General features: G+C 66.1%; 23 protein-coding genes. 9 read left to right on the top strand and 14 right to left on the bottom strand.

What is annotated here, in order from left to right:
* From IC66_RS0112185 to IC66_RS0112195, 3 genes are all read left to right on the top strand, one after another.
* A partial coding sequence (locus IC66_RS0112185; RefSeq protein WP_038947805.1) for a CoA transferase occupies positions 1–793 on the top strand: 793 nt, incomplete at its 5' end.
* Between the two features lie 145 nt (positions 794–938).
* Positions 939–2,189 (top strand): efflux RND transporter periplasmic adaptor subunit, encoded by a 1,251-nt coding sequence (locus IC66_RS0112190; protein ID WP_038947806.1) that lies wholly within the window; start codon positions 939–941, stop codon positions 2,187–2,189.
* Between the two features lie 38 nt (positions 2,190–2,227).
* Complete coding sequence (locus tag IC66_RS0112195) at positions 2,228–5,344, top strand: efflux RND transporter permease subunit (protein ID WP_028143190.1); 3,117 nt, start codon at positions 2,228–2,230, stop codon at positions 5,342–5,344.
* A 3-nt stretch (positions 5,345–5,347) separates the two neighbouring features.
* Here IC66_RS0112195 and IC66_RS0112200 read toward each other — a convergent pair whose 3' ends face one another.
* The 5 genes from IC66_RS0112200 to IC66_RS0112220 all read right to left on the bottom strand — a co-directional run bounded on the left by IC66_RS0112200 (position 5,348) and on the right by IC66_RS0112220 (position 9,972).
* On the bottom strand, positions 5,348–6,310 hold the full coding sequence (locus IC66_RS0112200; RefSeq protein ID WP_038947807.1) for an amidohydrolase family protein: 963 nt from the start codon (positions 6,308–6,310) through the stop codon (positions 5,348–5,350).
* Between the two features lie 51 nt (positions 6,311–6,361).
* Complete coding sequence (locus IC66_RS0112205) at positions 6,362–6,646, bottom strand: hypothetical protein (protein ID WP_370091933.1); 285 nt, start codon at positions 6,644–6,646, stop codon at positions 6,362–6,364.
* A gap of 106 nt (positions 6,647–6,752) precedes the next feature.
* On the bottom strand, positions 6,753–8,150 hold the full coding sequence (locus tag IC66_RS0112210) for a TolC family outer membrane protein (protein WP_049801717.1): 1,398 nt from the start codon (positions 8,148–8,150) through the stop codon (positions 6,753–6,755).
* A gap of 221 nt (positions 8,151–8,371) precedes the next feature.
* Positions 8,372–9,151 carry an enoyl-CoA hydratase gene (locus tag IC66_RS0112215; protein ID WP_028143187.1) on the bottom strand — a complete coding sequence of 260 codons (780 nt, stop codon included), beginning with the start codon at positions 9,149–9,151 and terminating at the stop codon, positions 8,372–8,374.
* Between the two features lie 134 nt (positions 9,152–9,285).
* A complete protein-coding gene (locus tag IC66_RS0112220) occupies positions 9,286–9,972 on the bottom strand; it encodes a hypothetical protein (protein ID WP_038947808.1) in 687 nt (228 codons plus the stop codon).
* A gap of 292 nt (positions 9,973–10,264) precedes the next feature.
* On the opposite strand from IC66_RS0112220, the gene IC66_RS0112225 reads away from it, so the two are divergent.
* Both IC66_RS0112225 and IC66_RS0112230 read left to right on the top strand, forming a co-directional pair.
* Positions 10,265–10,810, top strand: a complete 546-nt coding sequence (locus IC66_RS0112225; protein WP_028143185.1) for a sigma-70 family RNA polymerase sigma factor — start codon at positions 10,265–10,267, stop codon at positions 10,808–10,810.
* 2 nt (positions 10,811–10,812) lie between these two features.
* Entirely contained in the window at positions 10,813–11,451 is a 639-nt protein-coding gene (locus IC66_RS0112230; protein WP_028143184.1) for an NrsF family protein, read from the top strand.
* Positions 11,452–11,462: 11 nt separating this feature from the next.
* Here IC66_RS0112230 and IC66_RS0112235 read toward each other — a convergent pair whose 3' ends face one another.
* Positions 11,463–12,566 (bottom strand): DUF2336 domain-containing protein, encoded by a 1,104-nt coding sequence (locus IC66_RS0112235; protein WP_038947809.1) that lies wholly within the window; start codon positions 12,564–12,566, stop codon positions 11,463–11,465.
* Positions 12,567–12,629: 63 nt separating this feature from the next.
* Positions 12,630–13,787: a GGDEF domain-containing protein gene (locus tag IC66_RS0112240; RefSeq protein WP_028143182.1), complete on the bottom strand. Its 1,158-nt coding sequence runs from the start codon at positions 13,785–13,787 to the stop codon at positions 12,630–12,632.
* Positions 13,788–14,225: 438 nt separating this feature from the next.
* Here IC66_RS0112240 and IC66_RS0112245 point away from each other — a divergent pair, with 438 nt between their 5' ends.
* Both IC66_RS0112245 and IC66_RS0112250 read left to right on the top strand, forming a co-directional pair.
* Positions 14,226–14,795, top strand: a complete 570-nt coding sequence (locus IC66_RS0112245) for a sigma-70 family RNA polymerase sigma factor (protein ID WP_018315733.1) — start codon at positions 14,226–14,228, stop codon at positions 14,793–14,795.
* Positions 14,792–15,487, top strand: coding sequence for a hypothetical protein (locus IC66_RS0112250; protein WP_038947810.1), 696 nt, complete (start codon positions 14,792–14,794; stop codon positions 15,485–15,487). Before IC66_RS0112245 ends, IC66_RS0112250 begins: the two co-directional genes overlap by 4 nt.
* Positions 15,488–15,541: 54 nt before the next feature.
* On the opposite strand, the gene IC66_RS49085 is transcribed toward IC66_RS0112250, so the two are convergent.
* On the bottom strand, positions 15,542–15,748 hold the full coding sequence (locus tag IC66_RS49085) for a hypothetical protein (protein WP_349643735.1): 207 nt from the start codon (positions 15,746–15,748) through the stop codon (positions 15,542–15,544).
* Between IC66_RS49085 and IC66_RS0112255 the strand changes: the two genes are divergently transcribed.
* On the top strand, positions 15,738–17,219 hold the full coding sequence (locus tag IC66_RS0112255) for a S8 family serine peptidase (protein WP_349643736.1): 1,482 nt from the start codon (positions 15,738–15,740) through the stop codon (positions 17,217–17,219). The two genes, IC66_RS49085 and IC66_RS0112255, sit on opposite strands and share 11 nt — an antisense overlap.
* Positions 17,220–17,744: 525 nt before the next feature.
* Entirely contained in the window at positions 17,745–18,491 is a 747-nt protein-coding gene (locus IC66_RS0112260) for a TIGR03809 family protein (RefSeq protein WP_038947813.1), read from the top strand.
* A gap of 128 nt (positions 18,492–18,619) precedes the next feature.
* Here the strand turns inward: IC66_RS0112260 and IC66_RS0112265 are convergent, their stop codons facing one another.
* The 6 genes from IC66_RS0112265 to IC66_RS0112290 form a co-directional block, all read right to left on the bottom strand.
* Positions 18,620–19,990 (bottom strand): TIGR03808 family TAT-translocated repetitive protein, encoded by a 1,371-nt coding sequence (locus IC66_RS0112265; protein ID WP_038947814.1) that lies wholly within the window; start codon positions 19,988–19,990, stop codon positions 18,620–18,622.
* 229 nt (positions 19,991–20,219) lie between these two features.
* Positions 20,220–20,873 carry a pyroglutamyl-peptidase I gene (locus IC66_RS0112270; RefSeq protein ID WP_038947815.1) on the bottom strand — a complete coding sequence of 218 codons (654 nt, stop codon included), beginning with the start codon at positions 20,871–20,873 and terminating at the stop codon, positions 20,220–20,222.
* The gene (gene meaB, locus IC66_RS0112275; protein WP_038947816.1) at positions 20,870–21,859 is read right to left on the bottom strand and encodes a methylmalonyl Co-A mutase-associated GTPase MeaB; all 990 of its coding nucleotides are present in this window, start codon (positions 21,857–21,859) and stop codon (positions 20,870–20,872) included. The genes IC66_RS0112270 and meaB overlap by 4 nt, the downstream gene beginning before the upstream one ends.
* 51 nt (positions 21,860–21,910) lie before the next feature.
* Entirely contained in the window at positions 21,911–23,422 is a 1,512-nt protein-coding gene (locus IC66_RS0112280) for a tripartite tricarboxylate transporter permease (protein WP_038947817.1), read from the bottom strand.
* Between the two features lie 6 nt (positions 23,423–23,428).
* Positions 23,429–23,920, bottom strand: a complete 492-nt coding sequence (locus IC66_RS0112285; protein ID WP_038947818.1) for a tripartite tricarboxylate transporter TctB family protein — start codon at positions 23,918–23,920, stop codon at positions 23,429–23,431.
* A gap of 224 nt (positions 23,921–24,144) precedes the next feature.
* Positions 24,145–25,088 (bottom strand): tripartite tricarboxylate transporter substrate binding protein (locus IC66_RS0112290; RefSeq protein WP_038947819.1); only part of this gene is annotated, 944 nt, incomplete at its 5' end.

Below are 25,088 nucleotides of genomic sequence, written 5' to 3' on the forward strand. Positions count from 1 at the left end.
TCCGCTTGCAGCCCTGCGCGTGCTCGATCTCTCTCGAGTCATCGCGGGGCCCGTCGCCGGCCGCACGCTCGCTGCGCATGGTGCGGATGTGCTGCTGGTGTCAGGGCCGGAGCTGCCCGCCATTCCCTGGCTCACCATCGACACCGGCCGCGGCAAGCTCACCACCTTCATCGAACTGAAAAGCGAGACGGGCAGGGCGCAATTGCGCGAACTGTTGCGGGACGCCGACATCTTCTCGCAGGGCTATCGCCCGCGCGCGCTCGCCGCCCTCGGCTTTGCGCCCGAGGATGCAGCGCAGATCAATCCCGGCATCGTCTATGTGACGCTGTCGGCCTATGGCCACGCCGGCCCCTGGGCCGAGCGGCGCGGTTTCGATTCCCTCGTGCAGACCACGACCGGATTCAATCACGCCGAGGGACGCGCTGCCGGTCTCGATGGCCCCAAGGAATTGCCGGCGCAGATGCTCGATCACGCCACCGGCTATCTGATGGCGTTCGGCGCGATGATGGCCAAGGCGCGTCAGGCGCGCGAAGGCGGCAGCTGGCACGTGCGTGTGTCGCTGGCGCAGACCGGGCGCTGGCTTTGGAATCTCGGCCGGCTCGATGGCGGACTGAACACCCCGGATCTTACGGGCGACGCTGTACATGCTGCGTTCATCGAGAGCGTGCCATCTGGCTTCGGCATGTTGAAGGCGGTGCGCCATTCGGCGATGCTGTCGAAGACGCCGGCGCAATGGAGCCGTCCGGCAATGCCGCTCGGCAGTCATCCGGCACAGTGGCCGGCGCGAAGCTGACGTGAAGCTGACATGTCGCGAAATTTTAACGCAAACCGAAAGGCGCCCGGCGTTTTTTAGGTTGTTTGAACTCCCAATTCGGCACTATTAGCGCAACCGATAAGGCAGGCATCTGCCGAGATCGTCGCAGACACGACCGGGCTCCATGGTAGTTGAAAATACCAAGCGATTGCAGGTGTTTACAAAACAACGGGTGATCACATCCGTAGTTCTACTAGCTCTTGCCGGTGTCGGCGCCGGTGCCTACGGCTTCCTCTCTTCCGGGTCCAAGGAAAAGAAGCACTCCGAGATCTCCAGCCAGTCGCGCAGGAATGCGCAGAACTTCACGCCGACGCCGTCCGAATGGGCGACGCTGACGATCGAGCCGGTCAAGGCCAAGGCCTTCCGCGCCGAATATGTCACGGAAGGCAAGGTCGCCGTCGACGAGGACCGCTCGACACCGGTGTTCTCGCCCTATGCCGGCCGCGTCACCAAGCTGCTGGCCAAGCCGGGTGAGATGCTGAAGCAGGGCCAACCGCTGTTCACGATCGAGGCCGCCGACACCGTGCAGGCCCAGAACGATTTCATCGCGGCGATGACCTCGCAGAACAAGGCGAAGTCGGCGCTCGAGCTCTCCGACATCCAGTTCAAGCGCGCCAAGGACCTCTACGAGGGCCATGCCATTCCGCTGAAGGATTATCAGCAGGCCGAAGCGACCCAGGTTCAGGCGCGCAACGACATGCGCTCCTCGGGGACCGCGCTGGAAGCCGCGCGCAACAAGCTGCGCATCCTCGGCTTCACCGACGAGACCATCAAGGCGTTCCAGGACAAAGGCGCCATCAATCCGGAAGTCACGATCTATTCGCCGATCTCCGGCACGGTCGTGCAGCGCAAGATCGGCCCCGGCCAGTACGTCAATTCCGGCGCCAGCGATCCAGTCTTCGTGGTCGGCGATCTCTCCACGGTCTGGCTCACCGCCTTCGTGCGCGAGAGCGACGCCGCCGCGGTCTGCATCGGCCAGGACATCACCGTCAACGTGATGGCGCTGCCGGGCCGCCCCTTGACCGCCAAGATCAATTACGTCGCTGCCGCGATCGACCCCAACACCCGCCGCCTGCAGGTCCGCGCCACCATCGACAACAAGGACGGGCTGCTCAAGCCCGAGATGTTCGCCAACGTCACGATCTACTCGGCCGGCGATCGCGCCGCGCCCGCTGTGCCGAAGCAGGCGTTGATCTATGAAGCCGACAAGGTCCGCATCTGGGTCGCGCGCGAGGACAAGTCGGTCGAGCTGCGCCAGATCAAGATCGGCCTCATCAACGGCAACCTCGTCGAGGTCACCAGCAATCTGAAACCCGGCGAGCAGATCGTCACCAAAGGCAGCCTGTTCATCGACCGCGCGGCGTCCGGCAGCTGATCGACGACCCAAAAAACTGAAGACAAATTGAAGACCTGATGGATCGTCTCGTCGCCCTTGCCGTCAACCGGCGCTTCCTGATGGTCGGGATGTTCGTCGCCGTGCTGATCGGCGGCGTCATCGCGTTCAACCAGCTCAACATCGAGGCCTATCCCGATCCGACCCCGCCGATGGTCGACATCGTGACGCAGAGCCCGGGGCTGTCGGCGGAGGAGATCGAGCGCTACATCACGATCCCGATCGAGACCCAGGTCGCAGGTCTGAAGAACCTGACGACCATCCGCACGATCTCGCTTTACGGCCTCTCCGACGTCAAACTCCAGTTCTCCTTCGCCTACACCTATGACGAGGCGTTGCAGCAGGTATTGAACCGCCTGGCGCAGCTCGCGCCGCTGCCGGGCAACGTGCAGCCGCAGATCTCGCCGCTCAGCCCGATCGGCGAGATCTTCCGCTACCGTCTCGTGGGTCCGCCGAACTACAGCGTGCTCGATCTCAAGACCATCCAGGACTGGATCCTGCAGCGCCGCTTCCGCGCCGTGCCTGGTGTCATCGACGTCACCGGCTGGGGCGGCAAGAGCAAGACCTATGAGCTCCAGGTCGACTTCAACAAGCTGGTCGCCAACGGTCTGACGCTGCCGCAATTGCTCCAGGCGGTCGGCAATTCCAACGTCAATGTCGGCGGCAACACCGTCAATATCGGCCAGCAATCGGCGGTCGTGCGCGGCGTCGGCCTGATCCGGTCGATCGACGATCTCGCCAATACCATGGTGGCGCAGACCGGCGGCAATCCGGTGCTGGTCAAGGACGTCGCCACCGTCACCGTCGGCCAGAAGCCGCGCCTCGGCATTGCCGGCCTCGACGAGTCCGACGACATCGTGCAGGGCATCGTCCTGATGCGCCGCGGCGAGCAGAGCTCGCCGACCATTAAGCGTGTCCACCAGCTCGTTCAGACCATCAACAATTCCAGCATCCTGCCGCCCGGCGTGCGCATCGAACGCATCTACGACCGCGGCGACCTGATCGAGCTCACCACCCACACCGTGCTGCACAACATGGTGGTCGGCATTCTCTTGATCGTGCTGTTGCAGTGGATCTTCCTCGGCGACCTGCGCAGCGCGCTGATCGTCGGCGCCACCATTCCGTTCGCGCTGTTCTTCGCCGTCATCATCCTGGTGCTGCGGGGGGAATCGGCCAATTTGCTGTCGGTCGGCGCGATCGATTTCGGCCTGATCGTCGATGCCACCGTCATCATGGTGGAGGCGATCTTCCGCCGTCTGACCCAGACGACGCCGATGTCCGAGACCGAACATATGTCCAATGAGACTCTGTTCGGCATGAAGAGCCACGCCATCCTCAGCGCGGCCGCCGACGTCTCGCGCTCGATCTTCTTTGCCGCGGCGATCATCATCGCGGCCTTCCTGCCGCTGTTCACGCTGTCCGGCGTCGAGGGCAACATCTTCGGGCCGATGGCCCGCACCTATGCCTATGCGCTGGCCGGCGGGCTGCTTGCGACCTTCACCGTCACGCCGGCGCTGTCCGCGATCATCCTGCCCGCGCATGTCGAGGAAACCGAGACCAGGGTGATGCGGATCCTGCACCGGTTGTACTCGCCGTTGCTGCAGTGGGCGGTCGCCAACCGCAACATCGTGCTCGGCGGTGCGGTCGGCCTCGTGCTGATGACGGTGGCGCTCAGCCGGATGCTCGGCCTCGAATTCCTGCCGAAGCTGGAAGAGGGCAATCTCTGGATTCGCGCCACGCTGCCGCCGACCATCTCGCTCCAGGAAGGCAACAGCTACGTCAACGAGATGCGCAAGGTGATCCGCGCCCGGCCCGAGGTCGAGTCCGTCGTGTCTCAGCACGGCCGTCCCGACGACGGCACCGACGCCGCCGGCTTCTTCAATGCCGAGTTCTTCGCGCCGCTCAAACCGATCAGTCAGTGGCCCGGGACCCGCGACAAGGAAGAGCTGACCGCGCAACTGCTCAAGCAGCTCGACGATCGCTTCCCCGGTGTCGAGTTCAACTTCTCGCAATATCTCCAGGACAACGTCTCCGAGGCCGTCTCCGGCGTGAAGGGCGAGAACTCGATCAAGCTGTTCGGCAGCGACCTGCAGGCGCTGACCGACACCGCCAACAAGATCAAGTCGGTGCTGGCCACGGTGCAGGGCGTCACCGACCTTGCGGTGTTCACCTCGCTCGGCCAGCCGACCGTCCAGATCGACATCGACCGCGCCAAGGCCGCGCGCTACGGCCTTGCGCCGGGCGACATCAACGCCACGATCAAGGTCGCGATCGGCGGCGACACGGCGGGCGATCTCTACGAGTCCGGCTCCGATCGTCACTTCCCGATCATCGTCCGCCTCGCGCCGGAATACCGCAGGAGTGCCGAGGCGATCCAGAATTTGCGCATCGGCGCACCCGGGCCGAACGGCACCGTCACGCAGATTCCCCTGAGCGAGGTCGCCACCATCAGCCTCGTCTCGGGCGCGGCCTACATCTATCGCGAGCAGCAGGAACGCTATCTGCCGATCAAGTTCTCGGTGCGCGAGCGCGACCTCGGCAGTGCGATCCGCGAGGCGCAGCAGAAGATTGCCGAGCAGGTGCAGCTGCCGCCCGGTTCGCACATGGACTGGGTCGGCGAGTTCGGCAACCTTCAGGACGCAATCCGGCGGCTGTCGATCGTGGTGCCGATCTCGCTGGCGCTGATCGGCGTGCTGCTCTGGTTCAATTTCGGCTCGATGACCGACACGCTGCTCGCGATGAGCGTGATCCCGATGGCGATCTTCGGCGGCGTGCTGGGACTTTTGATATCGGGCACGGCATTCAGCGTTTCCGCGGCGATCGGCTTCATCGCGCTGTTCGGCATCGCCGTGATGGACGGGATCATCATCCTGTCGCAGTTCAACCAGCTCATCGAAGAGGGCATGGACCGCATGAGTGCGGTGGTGCGCACCGGCGAGCTTCAGCTCCGGCCGGTGCTGATGACCTGCGTCGTCGCCGGCGTCGGGCTGCTGCCGGCGGCGCTGTCGGAAGGAATCGGCTCGCAGGTGCAGAAGCCGCTCGCGGTCGTCGTCGTCACCGGCATGATGCTGGCGCCGGTCGTGATCCTCGTCACGCTGCCGGTCCTGATCTCGTTCTTCTCGCGCCGCGCGCGCTGACCGTCAGAATCCGTAGAGTCGTGCCGGGTTGTCGACCAGGATCTTCTTGCGCACATCGGCATCCGGTGCCCACACCGGAAGCTGGTTGAGCAGGCGGGCGTCGTCGATCTGATAGAGCGGCGCGATGTCGGTCGGCTTGCGTCCCTCGACACGGCTCGAATCCGGATGCGGCCAGTCGGTGCCCCAGACGATGCGGTCCGGATTCGCCGCGATCAGCGCACGTGCATAAGGCGCCATGTCCTGATAGTCGGGCGCGAGCTTTGACGAGCGATAGGCGCCGGAGATCTTCACATAGGCCTTGCCGGACTTCACCAGCGCAGCGAGATCGGAGAAACCCGGCTGCTCCAGGCCGAGCGAAGCTTCCAGCCCGCCGAAATGGTCGAACACGACAGGTACCGGCGCCGTCTCGACGAGGTCCTTGATCGCCGAGATCATAGGAAGCGTGGTGTAGAGCTGCACGTGCCAGCCGCGCGCCTTCATGCGCTCGACGGCGGTGGTGAAGCGTGACCTGCCGACATTGGGGTCGTTGACGCCGCCGGTTGCGAGATTGAGGCGCATGCCGCGGAAACCGTCCGCCTGCATCGCATCGAGCTGTGCCTCGGTCGTCTTGTCGTCGATCACGGCGACGCCGCGCGCATTGGCGCCGCGTGCCTTCATGCCGAACAAGGTCGACGAATTGTCGGTGCCGTAGACGCTGGGGGTGACGATCACCACGCGCTCGATATGCAGCGCCTTGTGCAGTGCAGCCATTTCTTCGGGGCTTGCCGGCTCGGGCGTGTAGACGCGCCCGGCGAAGAACGGAAACTTCTCGACGTCGCCATGAATGTGAGTGTGGCAGTCGCAGGCATGCGCGGGGACGTCGAAATTGACCGGCGTCGCAGGCTGCGCCGCGCGGGCGTGGGCTCTGTTGGTCATGGCTACTCCGGCGGCGAGGGAGGCAAGCAGGACGCTGCGTCGATCGAGCACGGTTTCTCTCCCTGGTTGTTTTATTTGGCAGTGTGCCGGGACGGTACCACATCAGCCGGATCGAAGCTGCGCTTCGTTGCATAGCTGCTCGACAATGTCCGCAAGCAGACGTGAGCCGTCCGCGCGCACGACCGGGCAGGGCAGGCCCGCGAGCCATGCTTCATGCTTGGCGAGACTGCGACCTTCGCGATCCCCCGCTTCGTAATGAGAGGCCCATTCGACGAAGTCTTCGGTCTCGTCGTGGCGCCAGCCGCCCGGCGCGACGGCGTCAGCGCCGAAATGGGCGGCCTCGCGGGCGCGCAATCGCTTCATCCGGATCTCGCGCGGCGCGGTCACGAAGCCGGCCCGCGAGCGCCCGGCCGAGCGTCGTCACGCCGGAGCCCGAAGCGCCCGTCAGATGGATGCGGCGGCTTTTCATGGGCACCGGCCCGATAGATTGAAACTACTGCCCCGACGGCGTGCGCAGCCCGTGCCAGGCGTCGCGGACCTGGTGGTAGTGAACCTCGGGCAAATAATCCGGCGTGTTCAGGCTGAGCGTCTTGACGTCGAGATGGCCGATGGCGCTGAGCAGCGTGTAGGATGCGATGACGCGGTCGCGGTTGGCGCCGATCAGGCGGGCCTTGGCCTGGATCAAATCGGCCTGCGAGTTCAAGACGTCGACCGTGGTGCGTTGTCCGCCGGCGGCCTCGCGCTGCACGCCCTGGAGTGCGACGGTCGCAGCCTTCACTTCGGATTCCGAGGCCGACACGGTGATCTTAGCGCCTTCATTGGCGACCCAGGCGCTCACTGCCGCCGTGCGAGCCTGGTTGCGGACCTGGTCGAGCACGAGCCGGCTCTGCGCCGTGATCTCCTTGGCCTGCCGGGTCTGCGCGGCGGCCTGGCCGCCGTCGTAGATCGGCGCGGTGACATTGGCGACGATCGAGGCCTGGTCCTCGGCGAAGGTGCCGAGCGTCGGGTCGTTGTTGCGGCTCTTGCTGGCGCTGCCCTGAATGGTGGCGCTCGGCAGCAATGAGCCTTCGGCGATGCGGATGTTGGTGGAGGCGACATCGACGTCGAAGCTGGCGGCCATCACCGCCGGATGCTGGCGGATTGCCATGGTCATGGCGTCTTCGCGGCTCTTCGGCAGATAGCGATCGACGGCCTCGGCGGCCCGAAGCTGCGATGGCGCATTGCCGATCACTTGCGCATAGGTCGCCTGGCTGACGGCAAGCGCGACCTCGGCGGCGTTGAGATCGGCAAGGCCGCGGTTGAGGCGCGCTTCGGCCTGCGCGCTGTCGGTCGGCGTGACATCGCCGGCGTTGAGACGGCGCTGGGTGACCGAGAGCGTCTCGCGCAGGAAGGCGACGTTGGAACGCTGCGCCTCGACCAGCGACTGGTTGGCGAGCACGTTGGTGTAGGCGGTGACCGCGTCGAGCAGCACGCCCTGGCCGACATTGCGCAGCGCCTCGCGGCCCGACTGCACCTGGAGCTCGGCGGCCCGCACGTTGTTGGCGGTGCGGAAGCCGTTGAACAAGGTCTGCGTCACGGTGACGCCGATGATCCATGGCTTCAAATTGCCGGTCTGGATTGTGTTGTCGGGCAGCAGATTGCGAACCGATTGCAGGCCGGCGCTGAGGCTCGCCACGATCTGCGGCCGGTAACCGGCGAGGGCCTGCGGCACGTTCTCGTCCGTGGCGCGTTGTCGCGCACGTTCGGCATTGAGCTGTGGATTGGTCTGGTAGGCCTTGGCGAGCGCCTCCGGCAGGGCTTCGGCCCAGGCGGCGGAGGGCAGGGCGCAACACAGCGCCAGCGTGGTCCATGTCGCAAGCACAGGACCCACGCCCGATCGATGCCGCGTCATCTCGCGACCAGCTCTGGCGGTACGCCCAATCATGTAATCCCGCTTACCCCGGCTGTCCGCCCCCGCCGACGGTGGCCTCTTAACTGTTTAACCAGCCGAGGTCCCGCAGGCAAACTGCCGCGGGGGAAACCCCCATGAAATCCGTGCTTGTTGCAGGTGCGTCACAGGAGTTCTGAGGGAACGCGGCCGAGCCTTACACCAGCCTGACCCGTTCCCTGACGTTACCGGTTCTTGTTCACCGGCTTGCGCTTCTCGATGAACGCCGCCATGCCCTCGGAGCGGTCCTCCAGCGCGAAGGTCGAGTGGAACAGGTTGCGCTCGACGCTCATGCCCTCGGCGAGCGTGGTCTCGAAGGCGCGGTTCACCGCTTCCTTGGCCATCGCGGCCGCAGGGCGCGACATCGCGGCGATCTTCTCGGCCGCCGCCATCACTTCGTCCATCAGCTTGTCGGCAGGCACGATGCGGCTGACGAGGCCGCTTCTCTCGGCTTCCGCCGCATCCATCATGCGGCCGGTGAGGCACAGGTCCATCGCCTTGGACTTGCCGATCGCGCGTGTCAGGCGCTGGGTACCGCCGATGCCGGGAATGGTGCCGAGCGTGATCTCGGGCTGGCCGAACTTTGCGGTGTCGGCGGCGATGATGAAATCGCACATCATGGCGAGCTCGCAGCCGCCGCCGAGCGCATAGCCGGCAACCGCGGCAACCGTCGGCTTGCGGCAACGCGCGATACGGTCGCCGCCGATCGCGGCGAAATCCTCGGAGAACATGTCGATGAAGCCCTTCGGCTGCATCTCCTTGATGTCGGCGCCGGCGGCAAAGGCCTTCTCGCTGCCGGTCACGACGATGCAGCCGATGGCGTCATCGGCCTCGAGATCGTCGACGGCAGCTGCGATCTCGCGGAAGACGCCGAAGGAGAGCGCGTTGAGCAACTTCGGCCGGTTCAGCTTGATGATGCCGACCGCGCCTTTGCTTTCGACGATGATGTGTTCGAACGTGCTCATGCTCCACCCACGCTTTTGATTGGGCGGGCAATGTGCCCGCTGGCGCGGTGAGCTTCAAGGGGCTAACGGCGGCCGGAACACGCAGCAAGATGCGCGTTCCGGGGAGGTCTCTCGGGCCAGGATCGGGCCCGCAATCACGCCATGAACATGCGGGCGGCGGACGCCAGCGTCAGCAGCGTGCCGACGCCGATGAAGATCTTGCCGATCAGGGAGCTCTGGTCCCAGGCAGAGCTCTGCTGGGTGCTTGCCATCACCGGTGCCGGTCGGGGCTGGGCCTCGGTTGCGGCAATCACCGCCTTCTGCGCGGGCGGGTTGTCCTGTTGCGCGGCGCGGTCGATGTCGTTGAGCTGATCGGGGGCGACCACCTGGCTCTCGGCGTTCGCGGCGTTGGTATTATCGGCCGCTGCCTGGACATTGGTGTTGGCGCGGTCTGTCATTGCCGAGGCCGCTGCCGCAGTCGGGGTGTCGGTGGTGGCGAGCTGCGCATTGGCGTTGGCGACCGCCGGCGGCATCTGGGTCGAGGCCGGGACGTTATTGTCGGCCGTGCTGTCGGCCTTCGTCTCGTCGGCCTTGTTGTCGGCCTTGGTCGGAGCGGCGTTCTTGTCGGCCTTGTCGTCGGATTTCTGTGCTGTCTTGCCGCTGGTGGTGGTGCGGCGTGACTCATGGCGCCGGTGCTTGCTCGGCTTGGCCGCGTCGGCCTGCTTGCCCGCGCTGTCCGAATTGCTTGTGGCCGAGTTTGGAGCCGCCTGTGCAAGGCCTCCGAACAGCAACAAAAGGCCGGCAAGAACAATCAGGGCCGCGCGCCCGCTGGCTTTCATCATGGTGATGATCTCCCCAATTCCGCCCGTCCCGGAAACGAACAGAGACCCCGGGGCGTGACGACAGCGGGGCAGAAAATGGGAATCTTCGGGCCACAACGGGCAAAACCGGGGCAGACCGGACCCCCTGAAGCCAGCCGCCGGGTGCGGGACGGGCCGATCGGTGTTATGAGCCGTCGCAGACGTTTACGGCCGGACCGGTCGCGCGGTCCGGAGCATATCACGAATTCGTGATCGCGCCGGGCCCGCGTAACAAATTGAACGGACGGCCGAATTGCATTGGTGAGGGGCGCGCGTGCGCGGACGTGAGGACGAATGGACCGGCCTGATGCGGTCGGCCATGGCTGGCGATGATGCGGCCTATCATCGCCTGTTGAGGGCGGTCACGCCGGTGCTGCGCGCTGCAGCGAGGCGAGGCCTGGCACGGGCAGGCCAGCCTCCCGACCAGGCTGAGGATATCGTGCAGGAGATTCTGTTGGCGGTGCATCTGAAGCGGCACACCTGGGACAGCGAAGCCCCCTTCGCGCCCTGGCTGTTTGCCATCGGCCGCAACAAGCTGATCGACTCGCTGCGCCGGCGCGGCAGGCGCGTCTTCGTCAATATCGACGATTTCGCCGAAACCCTTCCGGGCGAGGCGCCCGAGGAAACCGCCTCCGCGGGCGAGGTCGCAGCCCAGCTCAACACCCTGCCGCAGCGCCAGCGCGACGTGCTGCAGTCGATCGCGGTCGAGAGCGCCTCGATCAAGGATACGGCGGCGAAGTTTTCGATGAGCGAGGGCGCGGTGCGCGTCGCGCTGCATCGCGGACTTGCGGCGCTGACGACTAAACTGCGGGACCAGTAGTCATGGACACCGATCAACTCATCCGTTCGCTCGCAGCCGACAATGCGCATCGCGCGCCGCGCGTCGGCGCGGTGCTGACCATGGCGCTCCTGGTGGCCGCGCCCTTGTCGATCCTGATCTTCGCGACGTTCCTCGGCGTGCGTCACGACGTGATGAGCGCGATGCGCAACCCGTTCTTCGACATGAAATTCGCGGTGACGCTGTCGCTCGCGATTCCCGCCATCATCGTCAGCCTGCATCTGTCGCGTCCCGAGGCCCTGCTGCGTGGCTGGGGCTGGCTGCTGCTGCTTCCTGTCGGGCTGCTCGCGGTCGCGATCGGCAGTGAGGCGATGATGGCGCCGGCCATGCCGACGACGATGCGCTTGATGGGTAAGAACTCAAGGGTGTGCCTGGTCGCAATTCCGGCGATGTCGCTGCCGCTGCTTGCGGGGGCGCTGTTCGGCCTGCGCCATGGCGCGCCGTCGCGGCCGGCGCTTGCCGGCGCGCTCGCCGGACTGGTGTCGGCCGGCCTTGCCGCGACGCTCTATGCCTCGCACTGCACCGACGATTCGCCCCTGTTCGTCGCGACCTGGTACACGCTCGCGACCGCGCTGGTGACGGCGATCGGCGCGGCGGTCGGGGCGAGGGTCCTGAGATACTGACGCGCCGGGCCTCACGCCGCCGGCGTCGTGCCCAGCTGCATGCGGTGGAAGCGCAGCACCTGCTGCGCGGTCGATGAGCGCAGCGCCTCGTAAACGTCGCGCAGCGTCAGCATGTCGGTCTGCGAGCCGCCGGAGAGCTTCTCGCGCATCGCGATGATGGCGCGCACGCTCGGCCAGGACATGCCGGCGACCTTGGCGAGGATCATCACGCCCTCGGTGCGGCTTTCGATCATCATGGTCTCGGCGGTCTCGACCGCGACGCCGGCGAGCGCCGCGAGCCCCGCATTGGTTTCGTCGAACTTGCCCTGCTCGGCGAAACTGGTGACCTGGAATTCGTTGAGGCGGCCGTCCTCGTGCAGTGACTTCACCAGCGCGCGCGCCATCTCGGTCTGCTTCGTCATGGTGGCAGCGCGGACCCTCTGGGCCACTTCCTGCACCACGCTCGACACCTCGTCCACGAGCTCCGGATGCGCGGCCTCGAGCTTCCTGCGCACGCTCAAGGACGCCTTCGCAACCAGCTTCAAATAGTGATGGCGCGGCAGGTCCGGCCGCTGACCGATGCAGGTGGCGAGGTCGTCGTCGCGTTCGGCGCGGGTGACGAGATCGGTGAGGCTTCCCTCGGAGAGCCGTGCGCCCGGATTGCCGACGGTCGACTGCACCACGTCCTCGTTGCCGCGCGTCACCAGCACGTCGGTCAGCGCTTCCGACAGCACCCGCCGCAGCGAGATCGCCTTGAGATGGGCTTGGCCCCTCGTGCGCGCGATCTCGATCAGGGTCGTCTCGTCCAGCCGTTCCGATTTCGACAGCACGGGGCCGGAGACCTCGATGACTTCGTCGAGCGCGAGCGTGCGCATGATTTTCGGTGGCGCGGCCGCGATCGGTGCGAGGCGGTCGGCGAGCAGCGCCTTGGCCGACGTCTCGATCTGCTCAATCAGGCACTGGAACACGTCGTCGAACACGCGGATGTGGTCATCGGAATAGTCCACCGAATTGCCCACGAACAGATCGGTGACGCGGCGCAGCGTCTCGACCCGGCGCGCGACCGTGCCGTGCGAGAGCGCAGCCTGCAGTTCCTCGAGCAGATTCTCGGATGTTTTTGCGGATCTGGATCTCATGGCCCTGTCCTGGAGCGCTCGGTCCGGCGGCGGGTTCTGTCGCAGCGGGAAAAAATGGATTGGTCAGCTCGTTGCAATGCGGTTGCGCCCTTGCGCCTTGGCGGAATAGAGCGCGCGATCGGCGCGCGCGAGAAACGTGTCGGCAGTATCGACGTCGCGCAGCGTCACCACGCCCGCGGAAATGGTCACCCGCATATTCAGGGAGAATGCGCTCCAGTCGAGATCGGCGATGATACCGCGCAAGCGCTCGAGCATGCGCTGTGCGGCGTCGTCCGACGTGTCCGGCAGCAGCAGGAGGAATTCCTCGCCGCCGTAGCGGCCGAAGCAGTCGGCCGGGCGGATGTTGGCGAACATGGTGATCGCGAAGGTGCGCAGCACCTCGTCGCCGACGGGATGGCCGTGGGCGTCGTTGATGCGCTTGAACCAGTCGAGATCGATCAGTGCGATCGCGCAGGGCATCGATGTCTGCCGCGACTTTTCGATCTCGGCGTCGAGCAGGCGCATGATGCAGCGGCGGTTGTAGGAGCCGGTGAGCTCGTCGAGCTCGGCCAGCTCCTCGATGCGCTGATAGGCGGCCTTCAGCTCGATGCTGCGCCGGTACAGGATCTTGCGCAGGGTGGCGCCGAACAGGCCGAGGAAGGCGCACTGGCCGATCACCAGCACGAAGCAGAGCATCGAGGCGGTTCGCTCCAGGCGGGTTGCAACCGGCAGTCCGATCGGCAGGTCCGAGCCCAGGAAGACCAGGGCGAGCCCGCAGGTGGCAAGGCCCCAGGTCACCATCGCCTGGCTCGAGGTCATCCGCAGCGTGCCAAACGCGAAGATCAGAAACAGCACGGCGATGAACGCGACCCCGACCGTCGGCACTGCGAGCAGGAACAGCAGCTGCAACGCCATATGCGCCGAGATCTGGAAGACGGTGAGGTAATGATCCTCGAACCGGTCGCCGAAGCCGGCTTCCGAGAGCACGGTGAACGTACCGATGATCAGGAGGCCGCCGAGCCAGAACAGCGATGGAACGGCCATGGAGACGGCGCCGCCATAGGCGTAGAGCAGCAGGACCGAGGCGCCCAGCGAATAGCTCGCCACCTGGCCGATATACATCTGGCGGCGCTGCCGGGCCCGGCGCGCCAGCACTTCGGAAGCCGCCGCCTCGGGCGTGAGCACGAGATCCGCGACCTCAGCGGCATTCCTCTCGGGAAAGGACGTCGCGGCCGTGCTCATGGTCCCGCCAATGGTGATGTCAGCGTAAAAATCTACGTGGCAAGCCTTTAGGTTTGGTATCCTTGGAAACCGAATCCGAACCGTGCAGCGCGGAACAAGGCGGTCGGCTGGCGGGAGAAATTTTGCCGGCGATCAGGTATCCGTTTGCGATGCGATCGAGCCTAAGCCGGGCTTGGCGAGACATATGTCGTGCAGGGCTGCTATGGAACCGGACGAGGCCGGGCCGCCTGTGCCGGACAGGCATTCCGCAGGGAAGTATCGCAGTATTATGTTACCGATCTGGATGAAGGCGGCCGACGGCCGCGGATGGGACAAGAAAAGTACGCGTATGTGGGGTAGGTCACATAGGCCACCGTATGACTGCGGTACGCTGAACAATTTTGCACCCCCGGTCGAACCGTCCGCCGCGCCGACCCGACCAACTTTGCGAGACGGGCATTGAGCGTGACACAGGCGGCTTCGGACGAGGTCCTGATCGCCAGGATCGCCCAAGGTGACCGGCTCGCCATGCAGGTGCTGTACGGGCGGCACCATGTCAGGGTCTACAGGTTCGGGCTGAGGCTCGTGCGGGACGAGCAGGCGGCGGAAGACCTCATCAGCGAGGTGTTTCTCGACGTCTGGCGTCAAGCCGGCAAGTTCGAGGGCCGATCCGCCGTTTCTACCTGGCTGCTGGCGATCACCCGTTTCAAGGCCCTGTCTGCGCTCCGGCGCAGGAAGGATTTCGAGCTGGACGAAGACGCCGCCAACGCGATCGAGGATACGTCCGACAATCCGGAAACGGTGGTGCAGAAAAAGGATACCAGTGAAGCGTTGCGGGAGTGTCTGACGGGCCTCTCGCCGGACCATCGGGAAATCGTCGATCTCGTCTACTACCACGAGAAGTCCGTGGAAGAGGTGGCCGAAATCGTCGGAATACCGGAGAACACTGTGAAGACGCGCTTGTTCTATGCGCGCAAGAAACTGGCCGAACTGCTGAAGGCAGCCGGCGTTGAGCGAGGCTGGCCATGATGGCTTTGAGCAAGAAGATGCTGGAGCAAGAGCCCAGTGAAATTGAACTGCTGCTGCCGTGGCACGCGGCCGGCACGCTGAACGCACGCGATGCGCGGCGGGTCGAGGAAGCGCTGGCGCGCGATCCCGGGCTTGCCAGGCAATATGCGGCAATCCGCGGCGAGTACGAAGAGACCATTCATCTGAACGAGAGCTTGGGGGCTCCGTCGGCGCGCGCGCTGCAGAAGCTGTTCGCCTCGATCGACGCCGAGCCGGCGCGGGCAAGCGGCTCGCTGTCGCTGTCGGCGCGCATCTCGACCTTCTTCGCGAGCCTGTCGCCGCGCACGCTGGCGTGGTCGGCGAGCCTCGGCGCCATCGCGCTGATGCTGCAAGCCGGAATCATCGGCGCCGTGCTGATGAAGAACCAGCCCGCGACCTTCCAGACCGCTTCGCTCTCGACCAGCGGTCCGATCACACGCGAACTCGGTACGACTGTTCCGCCGGCGCGCGCGCTGGTGCGCTTCACGCCCGAGGCCCGCGTCGCCGACATCACCGCGCTGCTCGACAGCTACCAGGCCTCGATCATCGGCGATGCCAAGGGCGGCATGTTCCGCCTCCAGTTCGACAAGGCGATGAGCCAGGACGAGCTCGCCTCGCTGCTCGGCAAGATGCAGCGCGAGAAGTTCGTCAACCTCGCCGTCGCGGCGCCTTAAGCGCGCCGCTGATCCGATGACAGGCAAGTCCGAGGGCAGGGTGCGCGCCGGGGCCTACGCTTCATCGGTCGGCGCGGCGCTTTTGATCGCCGCCTGTCTCGGCGTCGAGGTTGCGCAGGCGCAGGCGATCATGCGCACGCCGACGATCAGCGTGCCCACGCGAATGCCGACCATCTCTCCGAGCATCGCCCCGCGCATCGCTCCGACCATCTCGGCCAGGGCGGTGTCCGTCGACCGCGGCCCGCGGACGATGGCGACCATTCCCCACACCACGACGTCGCGCCTGCGACCGACGACGACGGTGCTGCCCTATGCGCGCTACTCGCCGAACCTGTATCCGGCCTGCACCGCGCCCTATCGCGATGCCGACGGCGAATGCCTGGCGCAGCCGAATGCCGGCGGCGGTGGCTCGGGCAAACCCGCCAAGAAGAGCGCCGGCAAGGGCCGCGGCAACGCCACGCCGGCCGCCGCCAATCTTCGCAGCTTCGCCAACGAATTCGTGGCCGAGATCGACGGCACATTGTCGCCCGATGATGCTGACGCGTTGGCCCGCCGGCACGGCTTGACGCGGATCTCGTCGGAGAGCTTCCCGCTGATCGGGGCTACGTTCGGTCTGTTTCGCGTCACGGATGGCCGGCCGTACGAGGCGGTGCGGCGCGAATTCGCGGCCGACGGCAGCGTGCGCTCGCTCCAGCCGAACTTCCGCTATGTGCTGCAGGACCAGAAATCGACGCCCCCCAGCGAAGGCGATCCTGCGCAATATGCACTGACAAAGCTCCGCCTGCCGCAGGCGCATACGCTGGCGCACGGCGCCAACGTCACGGTCGCCGTGATCGACTCCGGCATCGACACCAAGCATCCAGAGCTCGCCAATTCCGTCGCCGACAATTTCGATGCGCTCGGCAGCGCGGAGGGGCCGCACGTCCACGGCACCGGCATCGCCGGCGCCATCGTGGCGCATGACCGGCTGATGGGCAGCGCCCCCCAGGCGCGCATCATCGCGATCCGTGCCTTCGGTGGCAGCAATGGCGGCGCCGAGAGCTCGTCCTACATCATCCTGCGGTCGCTGAATTACGCCGCCGAGCACGGCGCGCAGATCGTCAATATGAGCTTTGCCGGTCCGAAGGACGCGGTGATCGAGCGCGCCATCGCGGCGACCGCCGCGCGCGGTCTCGTGCTGATCGCCGCCGCCGGCAATGCCGGGGCAAAATCGCCGCCGCTCTATCCGGCCGCCAATCCCAACGTGATCGCGGTCAGCGCGACCGATCAGCAGGACAGGCTGTTTACGGCATCCAACCGCGGCAATTACATCGCCGTCTCGGCGCCCGGGGTCGACATCTTCCTGCCGGCGCCGGACGGCAAGTACCAGATGACGTCGGGAACCTCGTTCTCGGCTGCCTATGTCTCCGGCGTCGCGGCGTTGCTGCTCGAGCGCAATTACACCTTGAAGCCGGAGGCGCTGCGCATGACGCTGGCGAAGACCGCGCGCGACCTCGGCTCCCCCGGGCGGGACGAGCTTTTCGGCGACGGCCAGACCGATGCGTTTGCCGCGGTCATGGCTGTTCCCGCCGACAGCGCGACGCCGGTTGCGGCTGCGTCCGGTACAACAAAACGTGAAGATGCCGGGAAGCGTCGCGATGAGCCTGGCACCCGCGCGATCGAACAACCCTCGCTGTCGAGTGCGGACGATAAATCCACGATTTCTCAGGCGGATAGGCCGGCGACGCGATAGCGGCTGCGACAAAGATGCGCGCACGTCCAAGCTCAAAAAAGCGAACCCCGCATTGAACGTTCAGCCAGCTGCCACGACCAAATTATGTGGGAGCGGTCATCCCTCCCCATCAGTCATATCAGGCGCGAGCGCCCATCCACCCCAAGCGCCCATATGGCTTGACCCGTCCGGTTGTCCCCCCGGACGGGTCTTTTCTTTTGGGCATCCGATTCTTCGAAGCCTCGCGTTCGTTCAGCTTGCGGTTGATCGGACGCCCCTGTGTTCGAGTCGGCTGTTCGCTCAGCGCGTCGCACCTCCGCTATGCTTGTGCGAGGCTTGACTCGAAAACACAGCAAATCTCCGCACGACTACGGTGATTGACGACGACTGGCGTGTCGTTGCTGGACAAGTCAAAACTTTTCCACAAAATATTCATGTCGCGTCTAAATTGATTCGTGTGCGTTGCGTCCCCCGCGTCCGTGTTTTCCCCTGACGGGCTGGTTCATGACACATCGCCAAGAGTCTGATTGCGCGTCTGCGCGTGCCGTGGTTGCTGGCCGCGACGTCGCGGCGCGCTGGTGCGCTCTCGCCGAGCAGCGGCTGCAACATCTCTCCGAAATGTTCGAGACCGGCCGCTGGCGCCGTTATCACTCAGAGATCGCATTCCTCGAAAATATCCAGGAAGCCAAGCGCGCGGTCCAAACCTGGCGCGCGCTTGCGACCGGTGCTGACGTCGCCGAGGCCGCTGCAAGCGTGACGCCGGCATTCGGTTGGTCGCCGGCGACCATGCCCCGTGTGTTTCCGCGCGAGCAGCAGGCGCAGATCTTGCAGCCCAAGACCCTGCACCCAAAGGCCGTCCACATCGCCCCCGAGACCGCCGTGCCGGTCAGGCTCGACCCGAAGCCGGACGTTCTCGCCGAGATCACCGAAGCCCCGATCTCGCCACTCGCCGCGCCCGCAGCCTCCGCTGCGATGGCGTCGTTCATCGCGCCTGCCGAGATGCCGCCGCTCAAGGCTCCGGCTGCGAGGGCGCCGCTGACCGCACCTGCCGTGAGGTCACCGCTCGCCGCGCCTGCCGCGATGGCGCCGCGCGCTGCGCCTGAAGTGAGGCCGCCGCTGGCTGTGTCTGCCGCGAAGCCGCCGAAGGCCGCGCCTGCCGCGATGGCATCGCTCCTGCCGCAGTTCGCCGCGCCGGCCGCCGAAATCGTCGCAGCCCCCGAGCGCGTCGTCGAATTCACCTTTAGCCTCGACGGCCTTGAAGCCAAGTACCCGCTGCTCAGGAACGCGTTCTAGCCGTTAAGGTGGGGATGGAGGAGAGGCAACCGGCTCTCTTGCACCGTCATCCTGAGGTGCGAGACACGTGGCGCAACGCGCCGCGTGGGGAGCCTCGAAGGATGAACGGCCCAGCTGCAGGCCGATGCCTACCTTCGCACTGCATTGCCGCCGAGCACCACCTGCGCAAATCGTTGCGCGCCGTCGGCTGACAGATCCGAGGTTACGGCCCGCGCGTGATCGAGGCCGACCACGGCGCCGCGCGGGGTCTCGGAGATCATGTTGTTGTTGACCAGCGCCATGCCGGCGCCCGGCACGACGGAGACGCCGACGCCGGCGAGGGCCTTGCGGATCACGTTGCCCGTGATCGCGACGTCGCGCAGATATTTGCCCCAGCCGGCGACGATGCCGTAGGACGGCGCGTTCTCGATCAAATTCCCGGTCACCGAGGTATCCGCCTCGATGTAGATGCCGACGCCGGCGTCGTCGTCGGGCGCGGTGCCGATCGGGCGCTTCGGGATCAGGTTGCGGATGATGTTGCCCTGGACCACCGCGATGCGGCCGCCTTCGTTGAAATTGCAGACGGAGACGCCGACAGCCGCGCCGTCGACCGTGTTGTTGGCGATCACCGCGGCCTCGAACGCAAACTCCGAATAGAGCGCGACCTCGCGCACGTCGCTGACGCTGTTGCCTGATATCTGGATGTTCGAGGCGGAGTTGCCGCGCACGGCGGAGTAATCGCAGTTCCTGATGCGGTTGCCGCGCACGATCACGTTGCCGGCGCGGAAGGCATTGATGGCGTTTCCGTACTGGCCGGAGCCGCCGGGGCCGGCCTTGATGTTCTCGATGCGGTTGTCGGCAACCAGCGTGCCGTCGTCGCCGATCGCCGTGCGCAGGATCTCGATGCCGTTGTCGTTGGTGCCGATGATCGTATTGCGGGAGACGCTGAGGCCCCTGGCGTCGAACGAGACCACCGCGGTCACCGCGATGTCAGTGAAGATGTTGCCGGAGATGTCGCCGGACACCTGCTCGAGCCAGATGCCGCTGCCGCCTGAATTCGTGATCTCGCAATCAGTGATGCGCGTATCGCGCCCGCCGAGGACATGGATCAGCCCGCGCCGCGCCGGCAGCGGGATGTTGCCGCCGTCGAAAGTGATGCCGGTGAGGCCAAGGGAGTCCGAACCGTCGCTCTGGATCGCCGAAGCCCCGCCGGTGAAGACGAGTTTCGTTGCCCCGCGCACACCGATCAATTGCGCGCCGTTGGGCAGCCGCAACAGCCCGCTGCGATAGACGCCGGGCGGCAGCGCGAGCGGCAGGCGTGCGCGTGCAGCCTCATCGATCGCGCGTTGCAGCGCGCGGGTCTGATCCTCGCTGCTGCCGGGCCGCACGCCGTATTGCGTGGCATCGCGGCCCAGCAGGGATGTCAGCGGCGCCGCGCGCGCGGCGTCGGCCGGCATGGCGAGGGCGCCCGCGATGCCTGCGGTCGAAGCTCCGATGAGATGGCGGCGATTGAGGTCCATGACGCGTCTCCGGCGGACGCGGGGGTCCGCGCCGACTAGGTAGCGCAGGGCGACCGGGGTCGTGAGGATTGTTCGCGGTAGGGTTAAATGTTTACGCAGAGACGGTGCCGTAGGGTGGGTTAGCCCCGCGGCTGCGCGAAGCGCAGTCCGCGCGGCGTAACCCACCATCTCACCGCGACTACGGTGTGTGCTGAAGCCAAAATGGTGGATTACGCTTCGCTAATCCACCCTACGAAGCCGTGTTCCCTGCCTTCCGTGCCAACGCCACCATCTCCATCAGCATCGCTTCCCCCGCATCCACCAGCTCGTCCAGCGTGATCCGCGGCGCGCCCTTGCGCCGCATCGCACCGCCGCGCGCAAGCAGGGGAATGTGGATGAACGCCGCAAGCTGCGGCCCGCCCGCCTTCACGTTCTCGATCGCGCGCCAGCTCAGATAGTTGCAGAGATAGGCGCCGGCATCGCGCGAGGCGCGCGCATCGATGCCGGTGAGGCGCGCGGCGCGCAGCAGCCTTGCCGTGTGCGGACCGAAATTCATCGCGTCGGCATCGCCGGCGATGCCGCGCTTGCTCGATCGGGTGTTGGCGGCATCGGGCCAGAGCATGGTGACGGCGTTGCGGGCGCGGGTCTCGATGCGCAGGTAAGGCGTGCGCGCGGCGAGGCCGAACATCAACAGCGCATCCGGCTTCACCTTCGCGAGCACCTCCGGCAATTGCCGGTCGACTGCGGCATAGGTGACCGGGAAGATGTGGCTGGAGAGCGCGACATCATCGAGTGCCGGACGGCGCAGTTGCGCGAGCCGCGCGACCAGCGGCCGGGTCGGGTTAAAGGGCGCGCCGGGAAACGGGCCGAAGCCGGTGAGGAGAATGCGGAGCTTTTCGCTCATTGCAGCAACTCCAGGATCTGCTCGGCGGCGAGGGCCGGCGTGAGATGGCCGTCGGCGACCTCGGTTTCGATCTTCCGGACCTTGCTGCGAACCGAGGCCTCGCTGCGCAGCCGCGCCAGCATCCGTTGCTCCAGCATCGACCACATCCATTTCACCTGCTGCTGACGCCGCCGCACGGCGAAATCGCCGGACGCGTTCATCGCCTTGCGATGATCCAGAACCTTCTGCCAGAGCTCGGTGATGCCGGTGCCGGCCAGCGCCGAATAGGTGACGACGGGTGGGTGCCAATGTTCGGACCGCGGCGCCAAAATATGCAGCGCGCCGCGATAATCGGCGGCGGTGATCTTGGCGCGCTTGAGATTGTCGCCATCGGCCTTGTTGATCGCGATCATGTCGGCGAGCTCGACCAGGCCCTTCTTGATGCCTTGCAGTTCGTCGCCGCCGCCCGGCAGCATCAGTGCGAGGAAGAAATCCGTCATGTCGCAGACCGCGGTCTCGGACTGGCCGATCCCGACGGTCTCGACCAGCACGACGTCGAAGCCCGCCGCCTCGCAGAGCAGCATCGCCTCGCGCGTTTTTGCCGCGACGCCGCCGAGCGTGCCCGAGGACGGCGAGGGGCGGATGAAGGCATCGTCGGAGGCCGAGAGCCGCGCCATCCGCGTCTTGTCGCCGAGGATCGAGCCGCCGCTACGTGCCGAGGACGGATCGACCGCGAGCACCGCGACCTTGTGGCCCTGCTCGATCAGATAGGTCCCGAGCACATCGATGGTGGTGGACTTGCCGACGCCAGGCGATCCCGTGATTCCGACGCGGAACGCCTTGCCGGTGTCGGGCAGCAGCATCTGCACCAGCTCGCGCGCCAGCGCCTGGTGGTCGCCGCGCCGGCTCTCCACCAGCGTGATGGCCCGCGCCAGCGCCGCGCGGCTGCCGTCGCGCAGGTCGCGGGCGAGGGATTTGATGTCCAGCGAGGCCTTCTTCTCAGTCATGCCCTGCTTTACAACGCCGAGGCGGGGCAGGCGAGGGCCGCTCGCCCGGAATCACCTGCTTGTCGCCACCGCCGTCTGCGCCGATTTCATCTTGCGCCAGACCCACACCATCACCGGCCACAGCAGGGCGCCGATCGCCATCGCGGCAAGGATGGCCGCGACAGGACGCTCGAAGAACGGCAGGATACTGCCGTCGGACTTGATCAGCGACGTGACGAAGGCCTGCTCGACCATGGTGCCCATGACGATGCCGAGCACCATGGCGGCGACCGGGTAGCCGTTCGCCTCCATCACGTAGCCGATCACGCCGAAGGCGGCGACGGTGACGACGCCGAACATGTTGTTGCCGATCGCGAACGAGCCGACCGCGCAGCACAGCATGATGACCGGCATGATCGCCGAGCGCGGCGCCAGCAGGATGTAGGCCGCGATCCGGATCATGGCGATACCGAGCGGGATCATCATGATGTTGGCGATGATGAACATCAGGTAGATCGCGTACATGCTCGACGCCTTCTCGGTGAACAGCGTCGGGCCCGGATTGAGGCCCTTCATGTAGAGCACGCCGATCGCGATCGCGGCGATGGTGTCGCCGGGGATGCCGAACAGCAGCGAGGGCACCCAGCCCGAAGCGATGCTGGCATTGTTGCTGGCGCCGGCCTCGACCAGCCCCTCGACATGGCCGGTGCCGAATTTTTCCGGCTCCTTGGAGAAGCGCTTCGACATCGCGTAGGAGACCCAGGCGGCCATGTCGGCGCCGGCGCCGGGCAGCACGCCGATGATGATGCCGACGATGTTCCCGCGCGTCATCTGCCAGTGATACAGCTTGGTCAGCCTCCACTGGCCGGCCATGATGCTTCCGAATTTTCGCCGCGGCAGCGGCGGCGGCTCCGGCGTCAGCATCGCGCGCATCACCTGCGCCACCGCGAACACGCCGACCAGCGCCGGGATCGGCTCGATGCCGCCGAACAGATCGGTTAGGCCAAAGGTGAAGCGCGGCACGCCGCCGGGATTCTCGATGCCGATGCAGGACACCAGCAGGCCGAGGAACATGCCGGCGATCGCCTTCACCGGGGAGGAGCGCGCCACCAAGGTGGCGCACATCAGGCCGAGCAGAGCCAGCCAGAAATATTCGAAGGTCGAGAACGACAACGCGATCTCGGCGAGCGGCGGCGCCAGGATCATCAGCGACAGCACGCCGGCGATGCCGCCGACCGCGGAGAACCAGACGCCGGCTCCGAGTGCGAGCTCGGCCTGGCCCTTGCGCGTCATGGCATAGGCCTCGTCGGCATAGGCGGCCGAGGCGGGCGTACCGGGAATGCGCAGCAGTGCGCCGGGAATGTCGCCGGAGAAGATCGCCATCGAGGACGCCGCGACGATGGTTGCGATCGCCGCGATCGGCGAGAGGTAGAAGGTGACGGGGACGAGCAGGGCGGTCGCCATCGTCGCCGACAGGCCGGGCAGCGAGCCGATCACGAGCCCGTACACGGAGGCTGCGAACATTGCGATGATGACCTCCCAGGTGGAGATCAGCGCGAATGCTTCAATCAGGGTCTTGAGCATGGGGGATTACCAGGGCGTCGGCAGCAGGCCGGCAGGCAGCGGCACGCGCAGCAGCTTGCCGAAGATGAGGTGGATGGCGAACGGCGACAGCGCGGCAAGCGGCAGCGCCAGCTTCCACTTCGCACCGAGCGCGGTGGACGTCACATAGACCATGATCGCCGCAGTGATGATGAAGCCGAGCCGGTCGGCGGCGACGACGTAGAACAGCAGCAGCGCCGGCGGCAGCAAGGCGCGCAGGCCGTAGAGCGTGCCCTGCGGCGGTGGAGCGGCGGCCTGGCCGTCCTCCAGCGGGATCAGCTCTTCCTCCTCCTCGAAGGAATGGCCGATCCCGAACACGATCGCGAGCCCGCACAGCGCAAGGCCGCTGCCGATCACGAGCGGAAACACGTTGGGGCCGACCGGCTGGCCCGGCACCGGCGGCAAGATCCAGCCGCCATAGGCAGCCGCAGCACCAAGCACGACGAGAAACGATCCCGTAACGGAGTCGGGAAGACGCATGGGAGAAGTCCTACGTACGATGTTCTCCCTCGCCCCGCTTGCGGGGAGAGGGTTGGGGTGAGGGGGGCTCTCCGCGGGGGAGGTGAGAATTGGATTTGCGGAGACTCCCCCTCACCCGGATCGCATCTGCGATGCGATCCGACCTCTCCCCGCAAGCGGGGAGAGGTTGAAGAAGTGCCGTGACCATCAATCAAAGTCATCTCACGCGTGAGCTATGTGAAACGTCACGCTTTGCTCAAGCCCGCCGCTTTCATCGCTTCGCCCATCTGGGCGTCGCCCTTGTCCATGAAGCCTGCGAACTGGCCGGCATCGCCCCACACGGTGCCGAAGCCGCGATTGCTCATGAAGTCCTTGAACTCAGCGGACTCGTAGACCTTCTTCAGCGCCGCAGTGAGCCTGGTTGCGATCTCCGGCGGCAGGTTCTTCGGGGCGCCGATGCCGCGCCAGGCGCCGGTCGCATAGTCGATGCCCATCGCTTCCTTCAGCGTCGGCACGTCCTTGAAGATCGGGTTGCGCGCGGGGGCCATGATGGCGAGGCTCCTGGCCTTGCCGGCCTCGATGATGGCGCGCGCCTCCGGCACCGAGCAGGTGGTGAGGTCGAGGCCGCCGGCGGCGAGATCCTGCATTGCAGGCGCCGCGCCGTTCGAGGGCACCCAGGCGACCTGGTTGGCGGGCAGGCCCATCGCCTGCATCCAGCCGACCAGCGCCAGATGCCAGATGCCGCCCTGGCCGGTGCCGGAGGCCTTGAACTTGCCGGGAGGCGCCGCCTTGATCGCCTCGGCGAGTTCCTTGACCGTCTTGTAGGGCGACGAGGAGGAGACCTGGATGCCCGGGGGGTCCTCGTTCATCAGCGCCAGCGGCGTGTAACTCTTCGGCGTCAGCTCGGTGAGGCCCTGCCAGTGCATCATCGAGATTTCGACGGTGAGCATGCCGATGGTGTAGCCGTCGGGCTGTGCGGTCGCGATCGCGCTATGGCCGACCACGCCGGAACCGCCGGTGCGGTTGACCACGTTGAAGGGCTGGCCGAGGTCCTTTTCCAGCAGCGCTGCGACGATGCGCGCGGTCGCATCGGTTCCGCCGCCCGCGCCCCATGGCACGATCACGGTGACCGGCCGGGCCGGATAGGCTTGCGCAAGCGCTGGCTTGAAGCCGAAAGCGGCGGATGCCG

This window comes from Bradyrhizobium genomosp. III (assembly GCF_000261705.1).
Taxonomy (GTDB): domain Bacteria; phylum Pseudomonadota; class Alphaproteobacteria; order Rhizobiales; family Xanthobacteraceae; genus Bradyrhizobium; species Bradyrhizobium ottawaense.

Excerpts from the sequence above, each read along its gene's own strand:
- IC66_RS0112235 (WP_038947809.1), bottom strand. The coding sequence starts at position 12,566 with ATGAGATCCAGATCCGCAAAAACATCCGAGAATCTGCTCGAGGAACTG.
- IC66_RS0112230 (WP_028143184.1), top strand. The coding sequence starts at position 10,813 with ATGGACACCGATCAACTCATCCGTTCGCTCGCAGCCGACAATGCGCAT.
- meaB (WP_038947816.1), bottom strand. The coding sequence starts at position 21,859 with ATGACTGAGAAGAAGGCCTCGCTGGACATCAAATCCCTCGCCCGCGAC.
- IC66_RS49085 (WP_349643735.1), bottom strand. The coding sequence starts at position 15,748 with ATGGTCGCCATCGTCCGCGGGCCGCGGTCGACGGACACCGCCCTGGCC.
- IC66_RS0112250 (WP_038947810.1), top strand. The coding sequence starts at position 14,792 with ATGATGGCTTTGAGCAAGAAGATGCTGGAGCAAGAGCCCAGTGAAATT.
- IC66_RS0112240 (WP_028143182.1), bottom strand. The coding sequence starts at position 13,787 with ATGAGCACGGCCGCGACGTCCTTTCCCGAGAGGAATGCCGCTGAGGTC.
- IC66_RS0112220 (WP_038947808.1), bottom strand. The coding sequence starts at position 9,972 with ATGATGAAAGCCAGCGGGCGCGCGGCCCTGATTGTTCTTGCCGGCCTT.
- IC66_RS0112270 (WP_038947815.1), bottom strand. The coding sequence starts at position 20,873 with ATGAGCGAAAAGCTCCGCATTCTCCTCACCGGCTTCGGCCCGTTTCCC.
- IC66_RS0112190 (WP_038947806.1), top strand. The coding sequence starts at position 939 with ATGGTAGTTGAAAATACCAAGCGATTGCAGGTGTTTACAAAACAACGG.
- IC66_RS0112265 (WP_038947814.1), bottom strand. The coding sequence starts at position 19,990 with ATGGACCTCAATCGCCGCCATCTCATCGGAGCTTCGACCGCAGGCATC.
- IC66_RS0112255 (WP_349643736.1), top strand. The coding sequence starts at position 15,738 with ATGGCGACCATTCCCCACACCACGACGTCGCGCCTGCGACCGACGACG.
- IC66_RS0112285 (WP_038947818.1), bottom strand. The coding sequence starts at position 23,920 with ATGCGTCTTCCCGACTCCGTTACGGGATCGTTTCTCGTCGTGCTTGGT.
- IC66_RS0112210 (WP_049801717.1), bottom strand. The coding sequence starts at position 8,150 with ATGACGCGGCATCGATCGGGCGTGGGTCCTGTGCTTGCGACATGGACC.
- IC66_RS0112195 (WP_028143190.1), top strand. The coding sequence starts at position 2,228 with ATGGATCGTCTCGTCGCCCTTGCCGTCAACCGGCGCTTCCTGATGGTC.
- IC66_RS0112215 (WP_028143187.1), bottom strand. The coding sequence starts at position 9,151 with ATGAGCACGTTCGAACACATCATCGTCGAAAGCAAAGGCGCGGTCGGC.
- IC66_RS0112280 (WP_038947817.1), bottom strand. The coding sequence starts at position 23,422 with ATGCTCAAGACCCTGATTGAAGCATTCGCGCTGATCTCCACCTGGGAG.